Annotated in this window: 10 protein-coding genes and 1 pseudogene; 5 read left to right on the forward strand and 6 right to left on the reverse strand. The window is 41.5% G+C overall.

The genetic code is table 11. The features are described 5' to 3' along the window. Positions 1–14: 14 nt before the first annotated feature. From F8R90_RS14170 to crcB (F8R90_RS14180), 3 genes are all read right to left on the reverse strand, one after another. On the reverse strand, positions 15–1,853 hold the full coding sequence (locus tag F8R90_RS14170; protein ID WP_196511286.1) for a pentapeptide repeat-containing protein: 1,839 nt from the start codon (positions 1,851–1,853) through the stop codon (positions 15–17). Between the two features lie 249 nt (positions 1,854–2,102). Then, the gene (gene crcB / locus F8R90_RS14175) at positions 2,103–2,510 is read right to left on the reverse strand and encodes a fluoride efflux transporter CrcB (RefSeq protein WP_196511287.1); all 408 of its coding nucleotides are present in this window, start codon (positions 2,508–2,510) and stop codon (positions 2,103–2,105) included. A gap of 61 nt (positions 2,511–2,571) precedes the next feature. Continuing rightward, on the reverse strand, positions 2,572–2,961 hold the full coding sequence (gene crcB / locus F8R90_RS14180; RefSeq protein ID WP_196511288.1) for a fluoride efflux transporter CrcB: 390 nt from the start codon (positions 2,959–2,961) through the stop codon (positions 2,572–2,574). Between the two features lie 1,316 nt (positions 2,962–4,277). Between crcB (F8R90_RS14180) and F8R90_RS14185 the strand changes: the two genes are divergently transcribed. From F8R90_RS14185 to F8R90_RS14195, 3 genes and pseudogenes are all read left to right on the forward strand, one after another. Further along, positions 4,278–5,384: a response regulator gene (locus tag F8R90_RS14185; protein WP_230966311.1), complete on the forward strand. Its 1,107-nt coding sequence runs from the start codon at positions 4,278–4,280 to the stop codon at positions 5,382–5,384. A 424-nt stretch (positions 5,385–5,808) separates the two neighbouring features. Next, the gene (locus F8R90_RS14190; protein ID WP_196511289.1) at positions 5,809–6,288 is read left to right on the forward strand and encodes a YbjN domain-containing protein; all 480 of its coding nucleotides are present in this window, start codon (positions 5,809–5,811) and stop codon (positions 6,286–6,288) included. Between the two features lie 86 nt (positions 6,289–6,374). Continuing rightward, a pseudogene (locus F8R90_RS14195) lies at positions 6,375–6,775 on the forward strand (lipoate--protein ligase family protein); the annotation flags it as partial. Between the two features lie 3 nt (positions 6,776–6,778). Here F8R90_RS14195 and F8R90_RS14200 read toward each other — a convergent pair. Both F8R90_RS14200 and purH read right to left on the reverse strand, forming a co-directional pair. Continuing rightward, on the reverse strand, positions 6,779–7,393 hold the full coding sequence (locus F8R90_RS14200) for an HD domain-containing protein (RefSeq protein WP_196511296.1): 615 nt from the start codon (positions 7,391–7,393) through the stop codon (positions 6,779–6,781). A 698-nt stretch (positions 7,394–8,091) separates the two neighbouring features. Then, positions 8,092–9,612 carry a bifunctional phosphoribosylaminoimidazolecarboxamide formyltransferase/IMP cyclohydrolase gene (gene purH, locus F8R90_RS14205; RefSeq protein WP_196511290.1) on the reverse strand — a complete coding sequence of 507 codons (1,521 nt, stop codon included), beginning with the start codon at positions 9,610–9,612 and terminating at the stop codon, positions 8,092–8,094. 897 nt (positions 9,613–10,509) lie between these two features. Here purH and F8R90_RS14210 point away from each other — a divergent pair. Continuing rightward, a complete protein-coding gene (locus F8R90_RS14210; protein WP_196511291.1) occupies positions 10,510–12,801 on the forward strand; it encodes a glycoside hydrolase family 65 protein in 2,292 nt (763 codons plus the stop codon). A gap of 591 nt (positions 12,802–13,392) precedes the next feature. Here F8R90_RS14210 and F8R90_RS14215 read toward each other — a convergent pair. Then, a complete protein-coding gene (locus tag F8R90_RS14215; RefSeq protein ID WP_196511292.1) occupies positions 13,393–16,221 on the reverse strand; it encodes a leucine-rich repeat domain-containing protein in 2,829 nt (942 codons plus the stop codon). Between the two features lie 415 nt (positions 16,222–16,636). On the opposite strand from F8R90_RS14215, the gene F8R90_RS14220 reads away from it, so the two are divergent. Then, positions 16,637–18,229 carry an FAD-dependent oxidoreductase gene (locus tag F8R90_RS14220; protein ID WP_196511293.1) on the forward strand — a complete coding sequence of 531 codons (1,593 nt, stop codon included), beginning with the start codon at positions 16,637–16,639 and terminating at the stop codon, positions 18,227–18,229. Positions 18,230–18,294: the final 65 nt, after the last annotated feature.

Consider the following 18,294-nt stretch of genomic DNA (forward strand, 5'->3'; position numbering starts at 1 on the left):
AATTATTATTAAAATTATGCATGTTTTGATCCATCAGGCATAATAGCACCTTTTAGATAAGCTCCGCGCAAGTCGTACTCACTGACATTAGCACCTTCGAGGTTAGCACCTGTCAAATAAGCATTTTTCATATCTGCACCACTAAGATTCGCATTGCTGAGATTTGCACCACTAAGATTTGTATCTCTTAAATCAGCACAAATCAGGTTGGCATGAGTAAGGTTAGCACTACTAAGATTAGCGTAACTAAGTTTAGCAAAACCCAAGTTGGCGTGACTCAGATTAGCACCAGTAAGGTTCACACGAGCCAGTAAAGCATTTCCAAGGTTAGCATAATTAAGGTTGGCATGATTCAAATCAGATTTGGTTAAATTAGCTTCACTTAAATCAGCTTTAGGAAGATTAATTCTGGCTAATTTCGCTCCAGGTAGGTCTAAATTATTTAAAGTAACTCCATCTTCATTCAAATCTTGCAAAGCAATAATTCTTGCGGGACTAACTTTTACACCATGAGAAGCATCAATAACACTCCAAGCTTGATATTGAAATTCCTTTTTTCGGTCAGGACTTTCTTTGATATATAGAATTAAAGCAGCTATGATACTAATAGGTTCAACGTCTGATAAAAGCCTAGATATAATCGAATCATCAGGAGTAACAATAACTAAGATAACTAAACTAGAAGCAATGGAAATAGCCACTAACCATGTTGGTGATTTCCAGAACCAATCAAGAATTTTTTTGAAAATATTTTTGAAAATATTCTGGATGAGCTTTATTGGTTTTAATAACGGTTTAATTACTTTACTGAAATTCCGTTGCTGAGTTACAGCCCTTATCCTCTTACCATGTCTCGCCCAAGCGGGGGAGACAGTTTCCCTCGTCAACGGAGTAAATATTTCTGGTTGTTCTAGTTTTACAGCGACATCTACTCCTGCACCTTCTAACATTAACTGAGAGATAGTCATGTAAGTATCAACCCAAGCTTGTGCCACTTCGGGAGTCCAATCTTCTTGTAAATACTCTGCGAAAGATTTTAGTAAAATCTCGCCCATAAGGGGATAATATTTTGTAAGTATGCCATAGCCTTTATGTCTAGCACCTAAATCTTTGAGAACTGGAACTAATTCTTCGGGCTTGCGTAAACCTTCTACTAATAGGATGAGAGAATTAATAAGTTTTTTCCCTTGCTTATCCATATCAGTTTTGCCAAACAAATGTTTAGTTTCGGGATAAGCTTCAAAGAGATTTTGGTAAAAACTAGAGGCAAATTCTTCAGCACAAGGTTTGATTTTCTCAAAGCTAGTTTCGACGAGTTCAATTTTTGCATCTGGAGATAATTGAAGTGTTGTTTCTTTTACTGAGTAAACTGACACTTGAGGCAATGATTGGGGTTTTTCTATATCTGGATCTATGCTTAGGTGAGAAATATCTACTCCTGCACCTTCTAACATTAACTGAGAGATAGTTGTGTAAGTATCAACCCAAGCTTGTGTCACTTCGGGAGTCCAATCTTCTTGTAAATACTCTGCAAAAGTTTTTAATAAAATCTCGCCCACAAGGGGATAATATTCTGTAAGTGTGCCATAGCCTTTATGTCTAGCACCTAAATCTTTGAGAACTGGAACTAATGCTGCGGGTGTGCGTAAACCTTCTACCAATAAGACGAGAGAACTAATAAGTTTTTTCTCTTGCTTATCCATATCAGTTTTGCCAAACAAACCTTGAGTTTCGGGATAAGCTTCAAAGAGATGTTGGTAAAAACTAGAGGCAAATTCTTCAGCACGAGGTTTGATTTTCTCAAAGCTGATTTCGACGAGTTCAATGCGTAAATTTGAATACGATGATGTCATATTTCTATTCATAGTTATGGTTGCCCATCAGACTTTAATGAAAATTACCCCAGATAATTGTACTAGAAAACGGCTTAAACCCTTATTTCATAGAGAATACAGCGATTTGATAACTCATGTAACAATCGCTGTATTCCTTGGAGTATTTTTGTTAGGGAGTAACTTCAGTTCAAAACCTATACAAATTGCCTATGGCGGGCTGCGCCAACGCAGCAAAGCCTCAATTACTTTTTCTGCATCAGCTATAATTTAAGACCTCTGAACGCTTGCTCTTGCCAATAAGACACCGATTTGGACGCAAATCATTCCCACGATCGCACTGCCAACCCAATAAATTAATAGCGTCGTGATATCTCCTTTATCTAAGAAACCTTTTGATTCCAAACCATAGGTAGAAAAAGTAGTATATGCACCGCAGAAACCTGTTGTCGTCATCAGGCGAAGTTCAGTCGAGATGATGCGAATATTCTCGGCCGCTAGAGTCAAAATATAAGCAATCAACAAACAGCCAGTCACGTTAATAAAAAATGTGCCGTAAAAACCAAAATCTTTGCCAAAAATAGCTTTTGCCAATTCGGTTCCATAAAAACGACTCAACGCTCCAAAAATCGCCCCGACCGCCACAGCTAGGGAATAACGTCCTTTGAAAAAACCCATTACTTTTTACCTAAAAATTGATTGTGTATGTTTTTCGTAAGCGACATCTCAACTATTTTTATTACTTTACGAAAAGCTTGGCGATCGATGCTCCAATAATCACTGCTACCAAACCTAGAATTGCACTCCCAGCCCAATAAAAAGCTGTCGCAGCAGTTCGTTTGCTACGCCATAGGGTTAGAGTATCAAAGCCATAGGTTGAAAATGTGGTGTAAGAACCTAAAAATCCAGTTCTAATAAGTAAATCCAATTCCTTAGGATAGCCTGTAATCCCTTTGGAAATTGTGAAAAAGAAGCCCATCGCTAAACATCCAGTCAAATTAATGGCGAATGTTGCGTAGGGAAATTTTGTCCCCAATTTAGCTTTTGTCCATTCTGTAATGTGAAACCGAGATAGCGCTCCAGGAACTGCACCTGCTGCGATCGCGAGAACACTGGTTATGTCTGACATTAATTACGATTTATCCTGTGCTAAAGTTTCGTTTGTTGTAAAGCAGATAAAGTGCGATTCAATGGCTGAATTTGTTGATGCCATAACACCAAAATGTTTTAATTAATATCCGAGCTTTTTAAAACTCCCCAGCCGTTAGAAAAATCCTCAACTGTAAAGCAGGTGCATAGCCAGCATCAGATGCACATACAAGAAAGGTTGATGCTGATGCTGAAACAGCGAATTTGACTGTCAGCATGGATTTACAAATGTTATTTTGACTTAGTTTCTTCTGAGTTAAGTTAAGTCGGCACAATCAAACTAAACTATGTGAAGAAAGCTAAACAGGACTAAAACTCCTTTTTCCCCTACTTCCTGACTCCTGCTCCCTGTTTTATCCCAACTATAATTATTTACACCAACCTACTTAGCTTTACTCCTGTATTTTGATCTATCGAACTTACTAACACCTCAGTGGATTTAATGAGTGATCTAATAAACATGGGTTAATTCTTGGGTAATCAAGTAGCATAATCAACCTATGAAAGCTTGTTTTTTAATATAAGATCAAGTCGGAAAAGTCGGAAGTTATAGCCGGAAAAGTCGGTTTTTTATAAAAAAGTTGATAATTTTGCAACTGGGTGCAGAATTGACTTATCAATTTCAAACTGGCTCGAATACTAATTGCTACTTACTGAAAATAGCTTTTTAGTTTTTCAAATCTCTTGATTTAAATACTAGGTTGAATTTCATACTAAATTGCAAAACTTGTTTCCGTAATAACCGATATTACGCACCCTATAGCGGAATGTGGGTTCTAAACTCTTCAAAGCAGAGTATCCCACCCTAAATGAACTGATGCAATTTCACTATCAGTACACTATTACTAAAAATATCAATTTACCAGGAATAATCAGACACCTAAATTTAGAAAAATACTGCAATAGTTATCTATTAGTCTTAGAAGATTTTGGGGGTATTTCTCTATCTGATGATATGGAGGCTAAGAATCAGATAGAAAGCTCTTCTTTTCCCAATTATTTAAACTTAAATGGATTTCTACACATTGGTATTAAGATTATTCAGGCTCTAAAACCCATACACCAAAGCTACATTATTCATAAATATATTAAATATTTTGTTGTTTTGAACTCCCTAACTTATCACAAATGGTCATTACTCGCTCTGATATCTATCTCCAAAAATACCTTTGCGACAATAATCTTAAAATCATCATGTACACAAACAGTTTAATGGAAAATATTGAAAACACTGCAAATAAAGGATAAACTATATTTTTATAAAATATAAATGTTTTCATCCTTAGGCAGTTAAATATGAACTTTGAAAAAGCATTATTATTGGTAGAACATATTCTGAGAATTAAAACTGGAAAAGAATTAACAGATCCAGAAAAGCAAATTTTAAAAGCTGCTTGGGAAAACCAGCCATACAATAATATTTCTGACAACTTGTATTTGAGTATAGGACATATTAAAGATTTAGCTTCTCTGCTATGGAAGCTGATGTCAGACATAATGGAAGTGAAAGTTAACAAGAGTAACTTTCGCTATTTAATAGAGAAACAAACTCTTACGGACAATCATCTTATTAGTCAAATAAAGGGGAATGTTTTTGAAGGGATTGAACCAAGTAAAGCTAATATTTTAATTGTTGAAAATTTGGTAGAAGATTTGCGTTTATTAACTGACATTCTGACCAACCGGGGATATAAAGTCATCAAATTCACTAATGGCAATATGGCATTAATAGCAGCTATTAATAATCCACCAGATGTTATTTTAATCGATATAAAAATGCCAAAATTTGATGGTTATGAAGTCTGCAAAGCCCTGAAAAAAAATGAATTAGTTTCAGAAATACCTGTAATCTTCTTAAGCGCACTCAATGAAGTGATTGATAAAATTCAAGCCTTCCGAGTTGGAGGAGTTGATTATATCACTAAACCTTTTCATCCAGAAGAAGTAATCGTTCGTATTCAAACTCAAATAACAATCCAAAAACAAAAGCTGGAATTACGGCAAGCAATTGAGCAACATCAGCAAACAGCAGAAATTCTCTATCAATCTCGTGCTTTATTGGCTAGCTTGTTGAACAACTCCCTAGACGGAATTGCAGCTATACAGGCAGTGAGAAATATGATTAATGGAGAAATTGATGATTTTATTTATTTAGTGGTTAATTCCGCTTTTGCTAAGTTATCTGGAGAAAAACGAGAAACTCTTACAGGTATGCCAGGAGTGAAGAACCTGGTCAATCAGCTTAATCCAGAATTGTTTGATGCATTAGTATGGGTAGTTCAAACAGGAAAAACAATGGAGAAAAATTTTTACTGCAAAAATGGTGAAATTCAAAAACTGTATGACTTTACTATTGTTAAGTTTGGAGATGGTTGTTCGATTACTGGACGCGCTCTTCCTTAAGTTATGCGTGAAACAGTGTAGTGCAGGCATTCCTTCCAACCAGCACCCATTTCTAATCCCAATTTTGCGATCGCCTGCATATTTTCTCTCCTAGTGCCACTCTCGCATGATATGTGATGCTGATTAGCTTGATTAGTCTTCAGCTATTCTAGAATGGGATTAGGCAGAAGTGGAGGAGGCTTGGGCAAATGAAGTACATCGTTATAGATGATTCAGCAATTGCCTCTACAAACAAAAATGGTGTCCCAGAGTTACCTAAAATCCACTGGAAATAGGCTTTTGGATCGCAACTTCACGATCGCGATCGCAGACCCACACTTTAGGTATTTGGAAAGTAGACCAAAAGGAAGCTCAAACTAACTGCGTCCACAAGTTATAAAGTATGTGTAGATAAAACAGCAAGTATGTTGAGAAAAAAATCTGTATGACAAGCTACCAAGAAACCCTAACTAGTAACGAATCCATTAATGAGCTAATCGCCGAGACGACAAGCATTAACCATGTGGAGGTAATTGAAAATGTCATTGACTCTTTGGAACAAGATGATAGTGCGATGGTTAGCCACACTCCAGAGGGTGGTTACCTCTGGAAGTTTAAGTATGGAAGTGTGCAAGTATTTGTCCAACTCAACGGGACAACCGATGAAGACACCATAACGGTTTGGTCTGCGGTATTAAATTTACCTGCTAAAGATGAACCTAAGTTAATGCGGTATCTTTTGGAGTTAAACTGCTCTAGTACTTTTGAAGCGCGCTTCGGTATTATTGAAAACCGGGTGGTTGTGATATCAACACGCACCTTAGCGGAGTTATCTCCTGGCGAAGTGTCTCGGCTGATTACCGTTGTGGCAACGATCGCTGATAATAACGATGAAGCTTTACAATCTGAATTTGGTGCAACTTAAGGAATTTTGGATTTTGGATTTTAGACTTCGGCGTGAGCGCTCAGTCGAACGCTTTTGGATTTTAAATTGGGCTTCTGCTGCATCGGATGCATAGCAAGCAGGTTTGGCGACCAATTCCTTTGCTAGAGGCGACTGGCAATGTGCAGATGGCGATTGACCGCTGGTTGCTAGAACAGCATTATTCGGGAAAGCATCCGCCAACTCTGCGCTTTTATACTTGGTCGCCACCTGTCATTTCTCTCGGCTATCATCAACGTCAATTCCCTGAATCTTGGCAATATTTAACTTGGCAAGGGCAAAAACTGGATTTAGTACGGCGTTCTACTGGTGGACGGGCGGTGCTACACCAAGATGATTTAACTTACGCTGTATAGTCGCCTTCAGGTGTACGAAAAAATTTGTGAGTTTTTGATTCAAGGGTGGCGATCGCTTGGCGTGGAATTATATTATGGGTACGGCTGGGCGAGGTTACATCCACAACCCTAGCGTATCAGCCCTGAATCTTGAGGTTAGAAGTCTCTTTTAAATATCCTGCCATCACACAATCATCAATCAATTGCAGGACAAAAGGCCATAATTCCGGCGCACCCGTTTCTACTGGCGCTACCCGTTTCATCACCTGATCGCGCCTAATGCCATGAATGCGCCAAGTCCCGCCCTGAGTTTGCTGATTATGCACTAAAGGTTGTATCCGGTCTAGGGCTGCGGCAAATTTAGCGGTGGGTGTTTCCCCTGCTTCAAACTCATCCCAAAGCAAACGCAACTCGCTACCTTGATCTGCTGGCAAAAGTCCAAATAAGCGTAATGCTGCTTGTGCTTCTCGTTCTGCTTTGCTGTCATTACCCTGCATATCGTAGCAGAAGGTGTCACCTGCATCAATTTCTACCAAATCGTGAATTAGCAGCATTTTGATGGCATGAAATATAGCAACACCCTCTGGGGCATATTCTGCTAAAACACTTGCCATCACCGCTAAATGCCAAGAATGTTCTGCACTATTTTCCCGGCGTGACCCATCAATAAGTAGAGTTTGGCGCATCACCTGTTTCAATCGATCAATTTCGATGATGAACTGAATTTGTTGAGTCAGCCGATTGATTTGCACCTGAATTTCTGATTGTGGGTGAGGTTGACTGGATTTTGGACTGTAGCTGATTATCTCAAAAATTCCAGCAAATCTGCAAGGAATTTTTTCTGCATACCAATTAAAAAGCGCCTGGGAGTGTTGCCGTGTTTCCACCCCAGACGCTTTTTATTTTTAACTTGCTCCTCACACAATTAAATAGTATCACTGCTTCCATCAAAAGGCGAGTATATTGAGTGACACTTTCAAAACTGCACCGACAGTCTCCTTTCTGATCCCATTTCACACTAATTGCTGCTACAAATACATTAGTATTGGGCGACATTTGTACGTCTCTATGGCCGATTTATTTATTGCCAAAATTTTTCTAATCGATATGGCAAGGAATCCAATTTCTGTATGCAATTAAAAAATGCCTGGGAGTGTTGCCGTGTTTCCACCCCAGGCATCTTTTATTCTTAACTTGCTCCTCACACACAAATAGAGAATATCACTACTTCTATCAAATGGCAAGTATATTGAGTGACATTTCTAAAATTGCACAAGCAATCCAATTTCTGACAAATTAAAAAGCGCCTGGGAGTGTTGCCGTGTTTCCACCCCAGGCGCTTTTTATTTTTAACTTGCTCCTCACACACGACTAAAACATATCACTAATTAAATCAAAAAGCAAGTAACCTATGTGACACTTTCTAAACTGCACACTTACGATCAATAATTTAGTGTAAAAAGTGACGTACACCAGTTAAGACCATCACCAAACCGAGTTCGTTAGCAGCTTTGATGGAATCTTTATCGCGCAAACTTCCCCCTGGTTGGACAATGGCTGTAATTCCTGCTGCTGCGGCTGTTTTCACAGAATCATCGAAGGGGAAGAATCCATCGCTGGCGAGAATTGCACCTTTAGCTTTTTCTCCAGCTTGTTCGAGGGCAATTTTAACTGAGCCAACGCGGTTCATTTGACCAGCGCCTACTCCTAGTGTAGTGCGATCGCTTGTCACAACAATGGCATTAGATTTAACATGTTTGCAAACTTTCCAAGCAAATAGCAATTCGGCTAATTCGCTATCGGTGGGTTGACGTTCGGTGACTATTTGCCATTGACTGGTATCTGCAACAATATCATCGGCGGTTTGGACAAGGAAACCACCTGCGATCGCTTTCACTGTATCTTTAGGGCCACTGCTCAAATCAGCTAGAGTCAAAACCCGCACGTTAGATTTCTTGGCAAGGATTTCTTGAGCTTCTGCATCACAACTTGGTGCAACCACACATTCTAAAAATGTTTTAGTTAACTCGCTGGCTGTAACCGCATCAATCGGGCGGTTGAGTGCGACAATTCCACCAAAAGCAGAAGTAGAATCAGCGTTAAAAGCTTTTTGGTAAGCTTCTGAAATAGTGCTTCCCAATGCCGTACCACAGGGATTTGTATGTTTGATAATCGTTGCTGCTGGGGTATCAGTAAATTCTGAAATGATTCGGCGTGCGGCTTCTAAATCAACTAAATTATTGTAACTAAGTTCTTTGCCTTGAAGTTTTGTAGCGGCTGCCCATCCCGTTGGAGTAGTACCAGTTTGATACCAAGCGGCGGGTTGATGGGGATTCTCGCCGTAACGCAGAGATTGCAATTGTGTGCCGCTAAGAGTGTACTGTTGTGCTTCTGCGAGGTAAGATGCGATCGCTTGATCGTAACTAGCAGTGTGCGAAAATCCTTTTAATGCCGCCTTTTGCCGAAACTCTAGGGATGCTACGCCGTTATTTTGGCGCAATTCCTCCAAATACTCGTCATACTGTGCTGGGTCGCATAATACAGTGAGATGAGCAAAGTTTTTCGATGATGCCCGCAACATTGCTGGCCCACCGATATCTATTTGCTCAACAGCTTCAGCTAATGTTACCCCTGGTTTAGCGATCGTTTCCTCAAAAGGATAAAGATTCACCACCACTAAATCAATCGGGCGAATTTGGTTATTTTCTAAATCTGTAATATCTTGGGGAACATCTCGCCGCGCCAAAATTCCGCCATGAATTCGGGGATGTAGGGTTTTGACTCGACCACCTAAAATCTCTGGTGAACCTGTGTAATCTGCAACCTTCGTAACAGGGAGTCCCGCATCTTTGAGTGCTTGGGCTGTTCCCCCACTGCTGATTAAATCAAAGTCGAATTCTTCAACCAAGCTACGGGCGAGGTCAATTAAACCAGTTTTGTTAGATACACTCAGCAGGGCTAGACGCGCCATTGATCAATTCCTTAAAAGTAGGCTGAAAGCGAAGGATCTCAAGTTTTACATAAGCCTTGCTTCACTTCAAGACCATGAGGAATAATATTGACTCGTGTAATTTATATGCTTACATCCTCCAGAGTCAGCACTGTCGAAAATGCTGGAAATAATGACTAAGTAGGCTTAGTCTCTAAATATTTGCGATCGCCGCGCCTGAAACGACCAAAATCTATGGTTAATTTGTACAGTGCGTAAATCCTAATTGTATTTATGTGATGGATCACGGTCAAATTGTGGAGCCGGGAAACACGAGGACTTACTGGCGCTTGATAGTATATATGCTCTTGTGTGGGGCGTGAAATCTGGAATTTAGCCCCACTACAAGGTTGGGTTTACCATAAACCAAACCCAACAAAGCCTTAATAATGTTGGGTTACCCTGCGGGAAGCCGCTTTGCGTCTACGTTCCTCAACCCAACCTATGCCAGTTTTAGTTTTTAGCCTTAACCCAAGCGTATTGATTAGTCATCAGTCATTAGTATCAATGACCAATGACTAATTAACTTTTCGGGAATTTAAATTAAAAATAACAACCAAAAAGAATTTAAGCGAACATTGCCTGTTTATCAGCGCGATGGATTGTATTGTAAAGCTGATAAATATAAAAGAAATTGATGAAAAGCTGAATCAATTCCTAGTTAATTGAGATTTATGAGTTCTAACTGGCATTCTTCAATAAATCTAACTGTAGACAGATGAAAAATGAAACGTTAGTGTTAATAGGAATGTCTTATTTTTGTGTTTAGGCTAGATTCAAGTCTAGGCGCTAGAGAAAAAGAGTTAATCACTTAAAGATTTTTCCTAATTGTACTGCATCCTGCCCACAGCCAGCCCCTAGACATAGGTTTTATTACTCATGCTCAACGTCTCCACTCAAAATTCTCAGCAAAATCAGCAATTAATTGACAATACTGACTGGAACGTTATTGAAACGGAGTTTGACCCGACGCAGTTGCACCATAAAGAAACCGTCTTCACTCTTGGTAATGGGTTGTTAGGAGTGCGGGGTACGTTTGAAGAAGGGTATTCCCAGGATTTCCCAGCCACACTTATCCACGGTGTTTATGATGATGTGGCAATTACTCATACCGCACTGGTAAACTGTCCCAACTGGCTGCCATTGGTAGTGAAAGTAGGAGGCGTTCGCTTTAGCATGGAAAGTGGCGAGATTCTCAACTACGAACGTCGGCTTGATCTGCGTTTGGGTTTAGTTAGCCGTGATGTGCGGTGGCGTAGTCCTAATGGTCATACCCTAGATTTTCACTTTGAGCGTTTCACCAGTTTAGCAGACCAACATGTTTTGGCAATTCGCGCTCAAATTACATCCGTAGACTTTGAGGGTGAAATTACTGTCGAAGCAGAGTTTGACAATGAACCAGATACCCAAGGCGTTAAACATTGGCGAACTTTAAACCAAGGTGGCATAGATCAGATTATCTGGCTCAATAGTCAAACTATCCACTCAGGTATTCAACTTGGTATGGCTGCTAAGTTAGTGGTAGATGGTGACGAAACTACACCCGTATGCGTTGAGAATGCTTCTAGTTCTCCCATTTTGACAACTACCTTGGAGTTATACCCAGGAAAAACGGCGATTGTCGAAAAGATTGTCACCCTGTTTACTTCACGGGAAACAGAAATCCCCATTGCCGCCGCCTTACAAAGACTCGCTGATGAACCCAGATATGCTACCCTATTGGCAGCTCACATTGCTGCATGGGATCAAGTGTGGCAAGACAGTGACATTATTATAGAAGGCGATCGCTTGGCTCAATTGAGCGTCCGTTACAATCTTTTCCAATTACTAGCTGTAACACCGCGCCACGATAGTCGGGTGAGTATCCCTCCCAAAACCCTCTCTGGTTTTGCCTACAGCGGACACATCTTTTGGGATACGGAAATATTCATCCTCCCCTTCCTCACCTTAACTCAACCAGCCCTAGCGCGGAACTTGCTCACCTACCGCTACCACACCTTAGCAGGAGCTAGACGCAAAGCTCAAGAAGCAGGTTATCAAGGAGCAATGTTTGCTTGGGAAAGTGCTACTACTGGCGATGAAGTGACTCCGCGTTGGGTACCTGCTCCCAACGGTGAATTAATCCGCATCTGGTGCGGTGACATTGAAGTGCATATCACCGCAGATGTCGCCTATGCCGTTTTACACTACTGGCAAACTACTAACGATGATGACTGGATGCGCGATTATGGCGCAGAAATTATCCTTGATACGGCTGTTTTTTGGGAAAGTCGGGTGCAGTGGAACCAAGAGCGCCACAGTTATGACATCCTAGATGTGATTGGCCCTGATGAAAATCACGATCGCGTCGATAATAATGCCTTCACCAATTTGATGGTACGGTGGCATTTGCAGTCAGCTTTGGCGCTGTGGGACTGGCTCAAACAAGCTTACCCTGAAATCTCAGCAGAACTGGTACAAAAACTCAACTTAACCACAGAGCGTCTGCACCGATGGGCGGAAATCCAAGAGCGTCTATTTGTCAATGAAGATGCCCAAACGGGTTTAATTGAGCAATTTGAAGGCTTTTTCCAGTTAGAAGACGTTAACCTTGCTGATTACGAACCGCGCAGCAAATCATTGCAAGGTTTGTTGGGAATTGAAGCCACAAGCCAAAAGCAGATTCTCAAGCAGCCAGATGTATTGATGCTCTTGTATTTATTGCGCGATCGCTACGACTATAACACCCTCGCCACCAACTGGGACTATTACAACCAGCGCACCGACCACAGCTATGGTTCTTCATTAGGCCCAGCCATTCACGCTATTTTAGCTTGCGACCTCAATCAACCAACCGAAGCTTATACGCACTTTCTGCGATCGGCCTTGGTAGACTTAGAGGATGTGAGACTCAACGCCGCCGAAGGAATTCACGCCGCCAGTGCTGGAGGAGTTTGGCAAGCAGTAGTTTTTGGATTTGGCGGGATTCGGATGACTCAGTTTGGCCCCGTTGCCTGTCCCAACCTACCACCTAACTGGACGCGTTTGAAGTTTCGCCTGCAATGGCGTAACGAGTGGTATGACTTCGACTTACAAGCTGAAGCAGAAGCCAAAGTTCCCGTTTTGGCAAATACACACTCGAAAATTAGTGAGGTTATCTTCGAGTTAGATGAAGTTTTCATCGATAGCTAAGAGTTTCACTAGTAGAAGCCATATAGCGGTTCTCGTTTACGTGAGGTACACCCGTAGGGGCACGGCAGTGCCCATACGTGTCAACTTAACGTGAAACCCTTGTCGAAACGTGATATTGAGTTCATTTACTTACTGTTACTCACCGCGTTACCCCACCCTAACCCTCCCCGTATGTATTGGGGAGGGAACTAGATTCCTTTTTCCCCCCTTTCCAAGGGGGGATTAAGGGGGGTAAAACGTATGTGGAACAAGCATTTGAGCTTAAGTTGACACCCGTAGGGGCACGGCACTGCCCCTACGGGTGTACTTTCGCCATCAGCCCTGAACTTCAGTTCTGGGCGGGATATCATATCATGTCCGGTAAATTACTTGTGATATGTCATTGCGAGTGCAACGTAGTGGAACGTTCGCGTCTCGTAGAGAAGCAATCACAAGGTCTCTGCGATTGCTTCTCTTCGAGACGCTCCGCGAACACTCCGTTCGCAATGACAAGCGTTCAACTGGACATGATATCAGTGAGTGTGACAGTTTCACTCTGACAAAAATGTGGGTAGAGGATTTTTCGACTTGTGCGTACACCGTCGCTATTTTCTACTGAGGGACTGCTGCTAATTTGATCTTCTTACAAATATCCACCCAAGCTTTATTCTCTTGTGCTGGGTTCAGGCTGTCTAAAGGTTGATTGGGAGGGTGCGCTGACTGATACTTTTCAATTTCTGTTTCGTCATAGCTGCTAAAACTCAACGGTATCCAAATAATCGTAAGTCCTTCGGCTTCAGCTGCATCTAATAATGGGGGTAACTCATTATCAGCAATAAAATCTGATGCTAAAAAGTCGGGGCTGACCAACAATACTGCCACTTTTGCTGCTACTAAAGCATTTTCAATTGCTTCACGCCACTTAGCACCAGCTTGAATTTTGGTATCGTCCCACACGACCAGATTTTGATTGCGAATCATTGGTTTGAGGTGTTTCTGGAGTTTAGTAAGCCACTCCTGATCTTGATGACTATAGCTGATGAAAACTTGATTTCTGGTTACAGTTTCAGACATGAGTATTTGTGGATTTTGTGAAGTGAGTAAAACATCGTCAATTAGTCTGCGGACATCTACCATATCACCGCTATCCAGGCACTGGATTTCGTAGCGATTATTTTCCCGGAATTTGTACAACACGTCTCGGCGGTAAAAATGAGGCGTTTGACTATCATTACAGCTTTCACAATTACAAGGAACAAGTGTTTGATATTTTAGACGTTCGTAAGAATCATGGATTTTATCTAGTTCATTAGTGATAACTGCTAGCAGTTCTTTCTTGCGGTTTCCTGCTACGCGGACTTTAATTTCTCGCTTATTATATTGTTCAATGACTTCGGCACGGCTTTGATATTTATTGAGAACAACGCCAGTTTTCCAAACGAGGGTTTGTTGTTCAATTAAAGAATGCATTTCGACAATAAAGCGCGTAAGAATACCTTTCGGCATGAAATCATAGGTGTAGCGCAGGATGAGATTGTTAGATTCATCCCAATTGAAATCAGGCTGATTGGTAGAAAGTAGGTGAGGTGCAATATAATTTTGGCGATTACCTGGAATTTCATAGCACAGCTTAAATCGCATCATCAAATGTAGCAGTTCGTCTTGCATTTCGGCATACTCTACGTCTTGCCAGATATCTGCAAGATCATCTTTAGAAAAACGACCTTTCTTTTCTATGACTTGTTTATTGTCCAGAACTTTGTAGACGGCACTAGTGCCCCATTCCGGTTTGAGAATAACAGTATTTTTTAAAAATGGATCACCCTGAAAGTGCAGAAAAACCCCAAGGTCATGTAGATAGCGGCTGAGTAGCAGCATATCTTTCTTATCAGTTAAACTATTGACTCGGCAAAGACTGTAATATTCTTCGACGCTGATGTAATTGCGGGAATAGTTCTCTAGGGCGGCTCGAACTCTCACCCAGAGTTTTGGTAAAGGAGTACCAACGTGGGGAAGCTTGCTGATGTATTGCCCAATAACATCTTTAATCTCCGTTAAACCTCGATTGGTGGCTAGATTAGTTGCAAGAGTTTCCTTGAGGTTAGTAAATTCTCCCCGCAATTGCCGCTCATTGACTTCGCACTGACGGTCTTGTTTTTCATTTTTGATAATGAGGACGGGGCTATTGTCACTCAATAGTTCCACAACCTTGAGCCAGTAAGAAAAATCTGTGTTTTCTTTGCGAGTATCAGCGACTAATACATAGAGAGAACGTTCAGTAAGGAAAAACTGGTGCGTGTGGTGATAGATTTCTTGCCCGCCAAAGTCCCAAATATTGATGCGAAAATCTTGCCCATTAGGCAGTGTGAATTTCCACTGAATAACATCAATGCCTTCGGTCGATTTTTCCTCTGCTTGAAGTTCATAAGTTTCGTTGGCAATTTTCTTGGCTAGAGAGGTTTTACCTGCTCCCCCTTCACCCACAATGAGGAATTTTGCTTCATATAAAGGTTCCGTCTCTTTTGGATTTTGCACACGGAAATAAAAATCTAGAATTTCTTTCGCATTAGCTGAACTTAAAATTTCGGGTGGAATGGGGACTGGATTACCATGAAGCCTCAACGCTTCTAGGTTGGGTAATTGACAAATATCTGCTGGCAGTGTCGTCAGTTGATTGTCGTTGAGGTTGAGCGATCGCAGGTTGGTGAGTTGGACAATTTCCGGTGGCAGACTGCTCAGTTGATTGTCGTTGAGGTTGAGCGATCGCAGGTTGGTGAGTTGGACAATTTCCGGTGGCAGACTGCTCAGTTGATTGTCGCTGAGGTAGAGGGTTTGCAGGTTGGTGAGTTGGACAATTTCCGGTGGCAGACTGCTCAGTTGATTACTGAAGAGGTAGAGGGATTGCAGGTTGGTGAGTTGGACAATTTCCGGTGGCAGACTGCTCAGTTGATTGTAGCCGAGGTTGAGGGATTGCAGGTTGGTGAGTTGGCCAATTTCTGGTGGCAGACTGCTCAGTTGATTAATGCCCAGGTCGAGGGATTGCAGGTTGGTGAGTTGGCCAATTTCCGGTGGCAGACTGCTCAGTTGATTAATGCCCAGGTCGAGGGATTGCAGGTTGGTGAGTTGGCTAATTTCCGGTGGCAGACTGCTCAGTTGATTTCTGCTGAGGTCGAGGGTTTGCAGGTTGGTGAGTTGTCCAATTTGCGGTGGCAGACTGCTCAGTTGATTTCTGCGGAGCTTGAGGGTTTGCAGGTTGGTGAGTTGGACAAATCCCGGTGGCAGACTGCTCAGTTGATTACCGTAGAGGTCGAGGGTTTGCAGGTTGGTGAGTTGTCCAATTTGCGGTGGCAGGCTTGTTAAGCCTTTGCTAGAAAGGTCTAAATTTGTAACCTTCTCTGCAACAGCTTTTTGAATAATTTCCAGCAGTTCTTCGTTAGTCATTTGGGGTTTTATAGAGGCGATACCTGACGACGAGTTGCTGCTTGGACGCGCAGCAGAAAAATTGAGCTAATTAATAATGTACCCTGTATCAAGGATTGCATTGAGGCGAGGTGGAATCACAAGTTAAAAGGGCGGTTAAAAACCACGGCTACACAGGCAAAACCCACCTTTCCTTGCGGAACGCTACGCGAACGTGGGTTAAGGAGAATCCTTGATTTTGTTATTAGTCCACGGAGGTGGACTTTGTTTGTATAGCCGCGATTTCTAATCGCCTAGTATATTTGCTTCAAATAATAAGTCTGAACACAGCAAAATATCTAACTTTTTGTATTTGACTTTAATATTGTTGTGTAATCTTATGTAACTTTATGGCTATAGCTTTCCACATTGCCCAGATTCCATCCAATATATAAATATGCCAGAAACTCAATCAAGCCCTCATACACATACAAACACATCAACCAAAGCAGATACCTTACCTGCATCTGTGATCTCCTCTTCTACTTCTCAAGAAATCTACGATGTTGTAGTGGTTGGTGCTGGGCCTATTGGGTTAGCAACTGCCATTGGCTTACGTAAACGTGGTATTGAAAATGTCCTTGTCATCGATCAAACTCGCGCCTTTCGTCAAGTTGGACAAACAGTGGATCTTCTCCCCAATGGATTAAAAGCTCTCAAACATTTAGATCCTAATGCTTACGAAAAAGTCAAAAAAACTGGACTTGGTTTATTGAATCCCAAGCAGTCTAATGGTCAGGAAACTGTCGAATCTACTCAAAAGCAACAGCCTCCAAAGGCTTCACCCCAATGGGTTTACAAAAATTTGCAGGGTAAGATAATTAATTCAATTTCGCTTAGTTTTGATGACTGGTTTGAAGATTATGGCGAGGGTCGAGTATCAATTTCTTGGTACAATTTGCAGACAACCCTCAGACAGCTACTTCCACCAGACCTAGTTAAAGCTAATCACCGTTGCATTAATGTTGTGAATGAGCCGGAAAACGGTTGTGTCCGCATAGATTGTGTAGGTGACACAGGAATAGAAGCCAACCCTTATGCCTATTGGACAGATGGGCAGAAAGATAATGATAAGCAGCCCCAAAACTCGGATATTGCCCCCCAAGAATTAGTAACAAAATCCATTAGAGCTAAACTAATTGTTGCAGCAGATGGGATTAATTCTACAGTTCGTAGGCTGCTTTACACAGATACTCAATATCATGATTTTGCCCGACCTGAATACTCTGGGTTTGCAGCTATATTGTGTAGGGAAATAGCTGAAGTACCAAAGGAACTATGGACAAAACTAGAAGAAGATTTTTTTCAAGACTCACCACTTGTAACAATCACTAATGATGAAATAACTGAAAATTCTGTTTGTATAAATAACATCAGGATAATATTATTTTGCAGACCAACTGGTGAACTTGGGTACATAATACATCTTGCTTTGCCTTTAGACTCATTGCAAGGAAAATCAGAAAGTTCTTTAATTGATTTAGCTTTGCAGGAGTTGGAAAAAGCAGGGTTTCCTGATGCGCTCAAGCAATTAGTGCGTCTGTCTCCTCCTGCCAATATGCAGCAGCGCCCATACTACATTCACCCTGCTACCACTTCCGATTCTCTACAAGTTTCTAACCCAACTGACCTCAATCCTGAAGCTAATCCTGCCAAAATTCCACCAGCCTGGAGTGTAGGGCGAATCGTCTTAGTTGGCGATGCCGCACATGGAATGCCTCCCTTCATGGCTCAAGGAGCTAATCAAGGATTGGAAGATGCACTAATAGTTACAACACTCATCGCTAAAATTGCTGAGGAGAATAACTGGAACGATCTGCAAGCTATAGCCAAAGCCTTCGAGAAATATGAGTATCTTCGTCGCCCATTGATGTCATACGTCCAAAAAGCAACATTAAAGCGATCGCCCCACTCGTCAGATAAAGAGTGGGAGGACTACAGCCAACAGATATATCGCCGTGATTTCGACCAAGTAATAGAGGCCTTGTAGTGGGAGCAACTCGATTTTGTGAGATGCGGAAACAGCAGGGGGAGCAGGGGATGCAGGGGATGCAG

The organism is Nostoc sp. NZL (assembly GCF_015714705.1).
Taxonomy (GTDB): Bacteria; Cyanobacteriota; Cyanobacteriia; order Cyanobacteriales; family Nostocaceae; genus Nostoc; species Nostoc foliaceum_A.

Bases quoted from the DNA above. Each gene is read 5' to 3' on its own strand.
- F8R90_RS14210 (WP_196511291.1), top strand. From the start codon at position 10,510: ATGCTCAACGTCTCCACTCAAAATTCTCAGCAAAATCAGCAATTAATT.
- F8R90_RS14215 (WP_196511292.1), bottom strand. From the start codon at position 16,221: ATGACTAACGAAGAACTGCTGGAAATTATTCAAAAAGCTGTTGCAGAG.
- purH (WP_196511290.1), bottom strand. From the start codon at position 9,612: ATGGCGCGTCTAGCCCTGCTGAGTGTATCTAACAAAACTGGTTTAATT.
- F8R90_RS14220 (WP_196511293.1), top strand. From the start codon at position 16,637: ATGCCAGAAACTCAATCAAGCCCTCATACACATACAAACACATCAACC.
- crcB (WP_196511288.1), bottom strand. From the start codon at position 2,961: ATGTCAGACATAACCAGTGTTCTCGCGATCGCAGCAGGTGCAGTTCCT.
- F8R90_RS14185 (WP_230966311.1), top strand. From the start codon at position 4,278: ATGAACTTTGAAAAAGCATTATTATTGGTAGAACATATTCTGAGAATT.
- F8R90_RS14190 (WP_196511289.1), top strand. From the start codon at position 5,809: ATGACAAGCTACCAAGAAACCCTAACTAGTAACGAATCCATTAATGAG.
- crcB (WP_196511287.1), bottom strand. From the start codon at position 2,510: ATGGGTTTTTTCAAAGGACGTTATTCCCTAGCTGTGGCGGTCGGGGCG.
- F8R90_RS14170 (WP_196511286.1), bottom strand. From the start codon at position 1,853: ATGACATCATCGTATTCAAATTTACGCATTGAACTCGTCGAAATCAGC.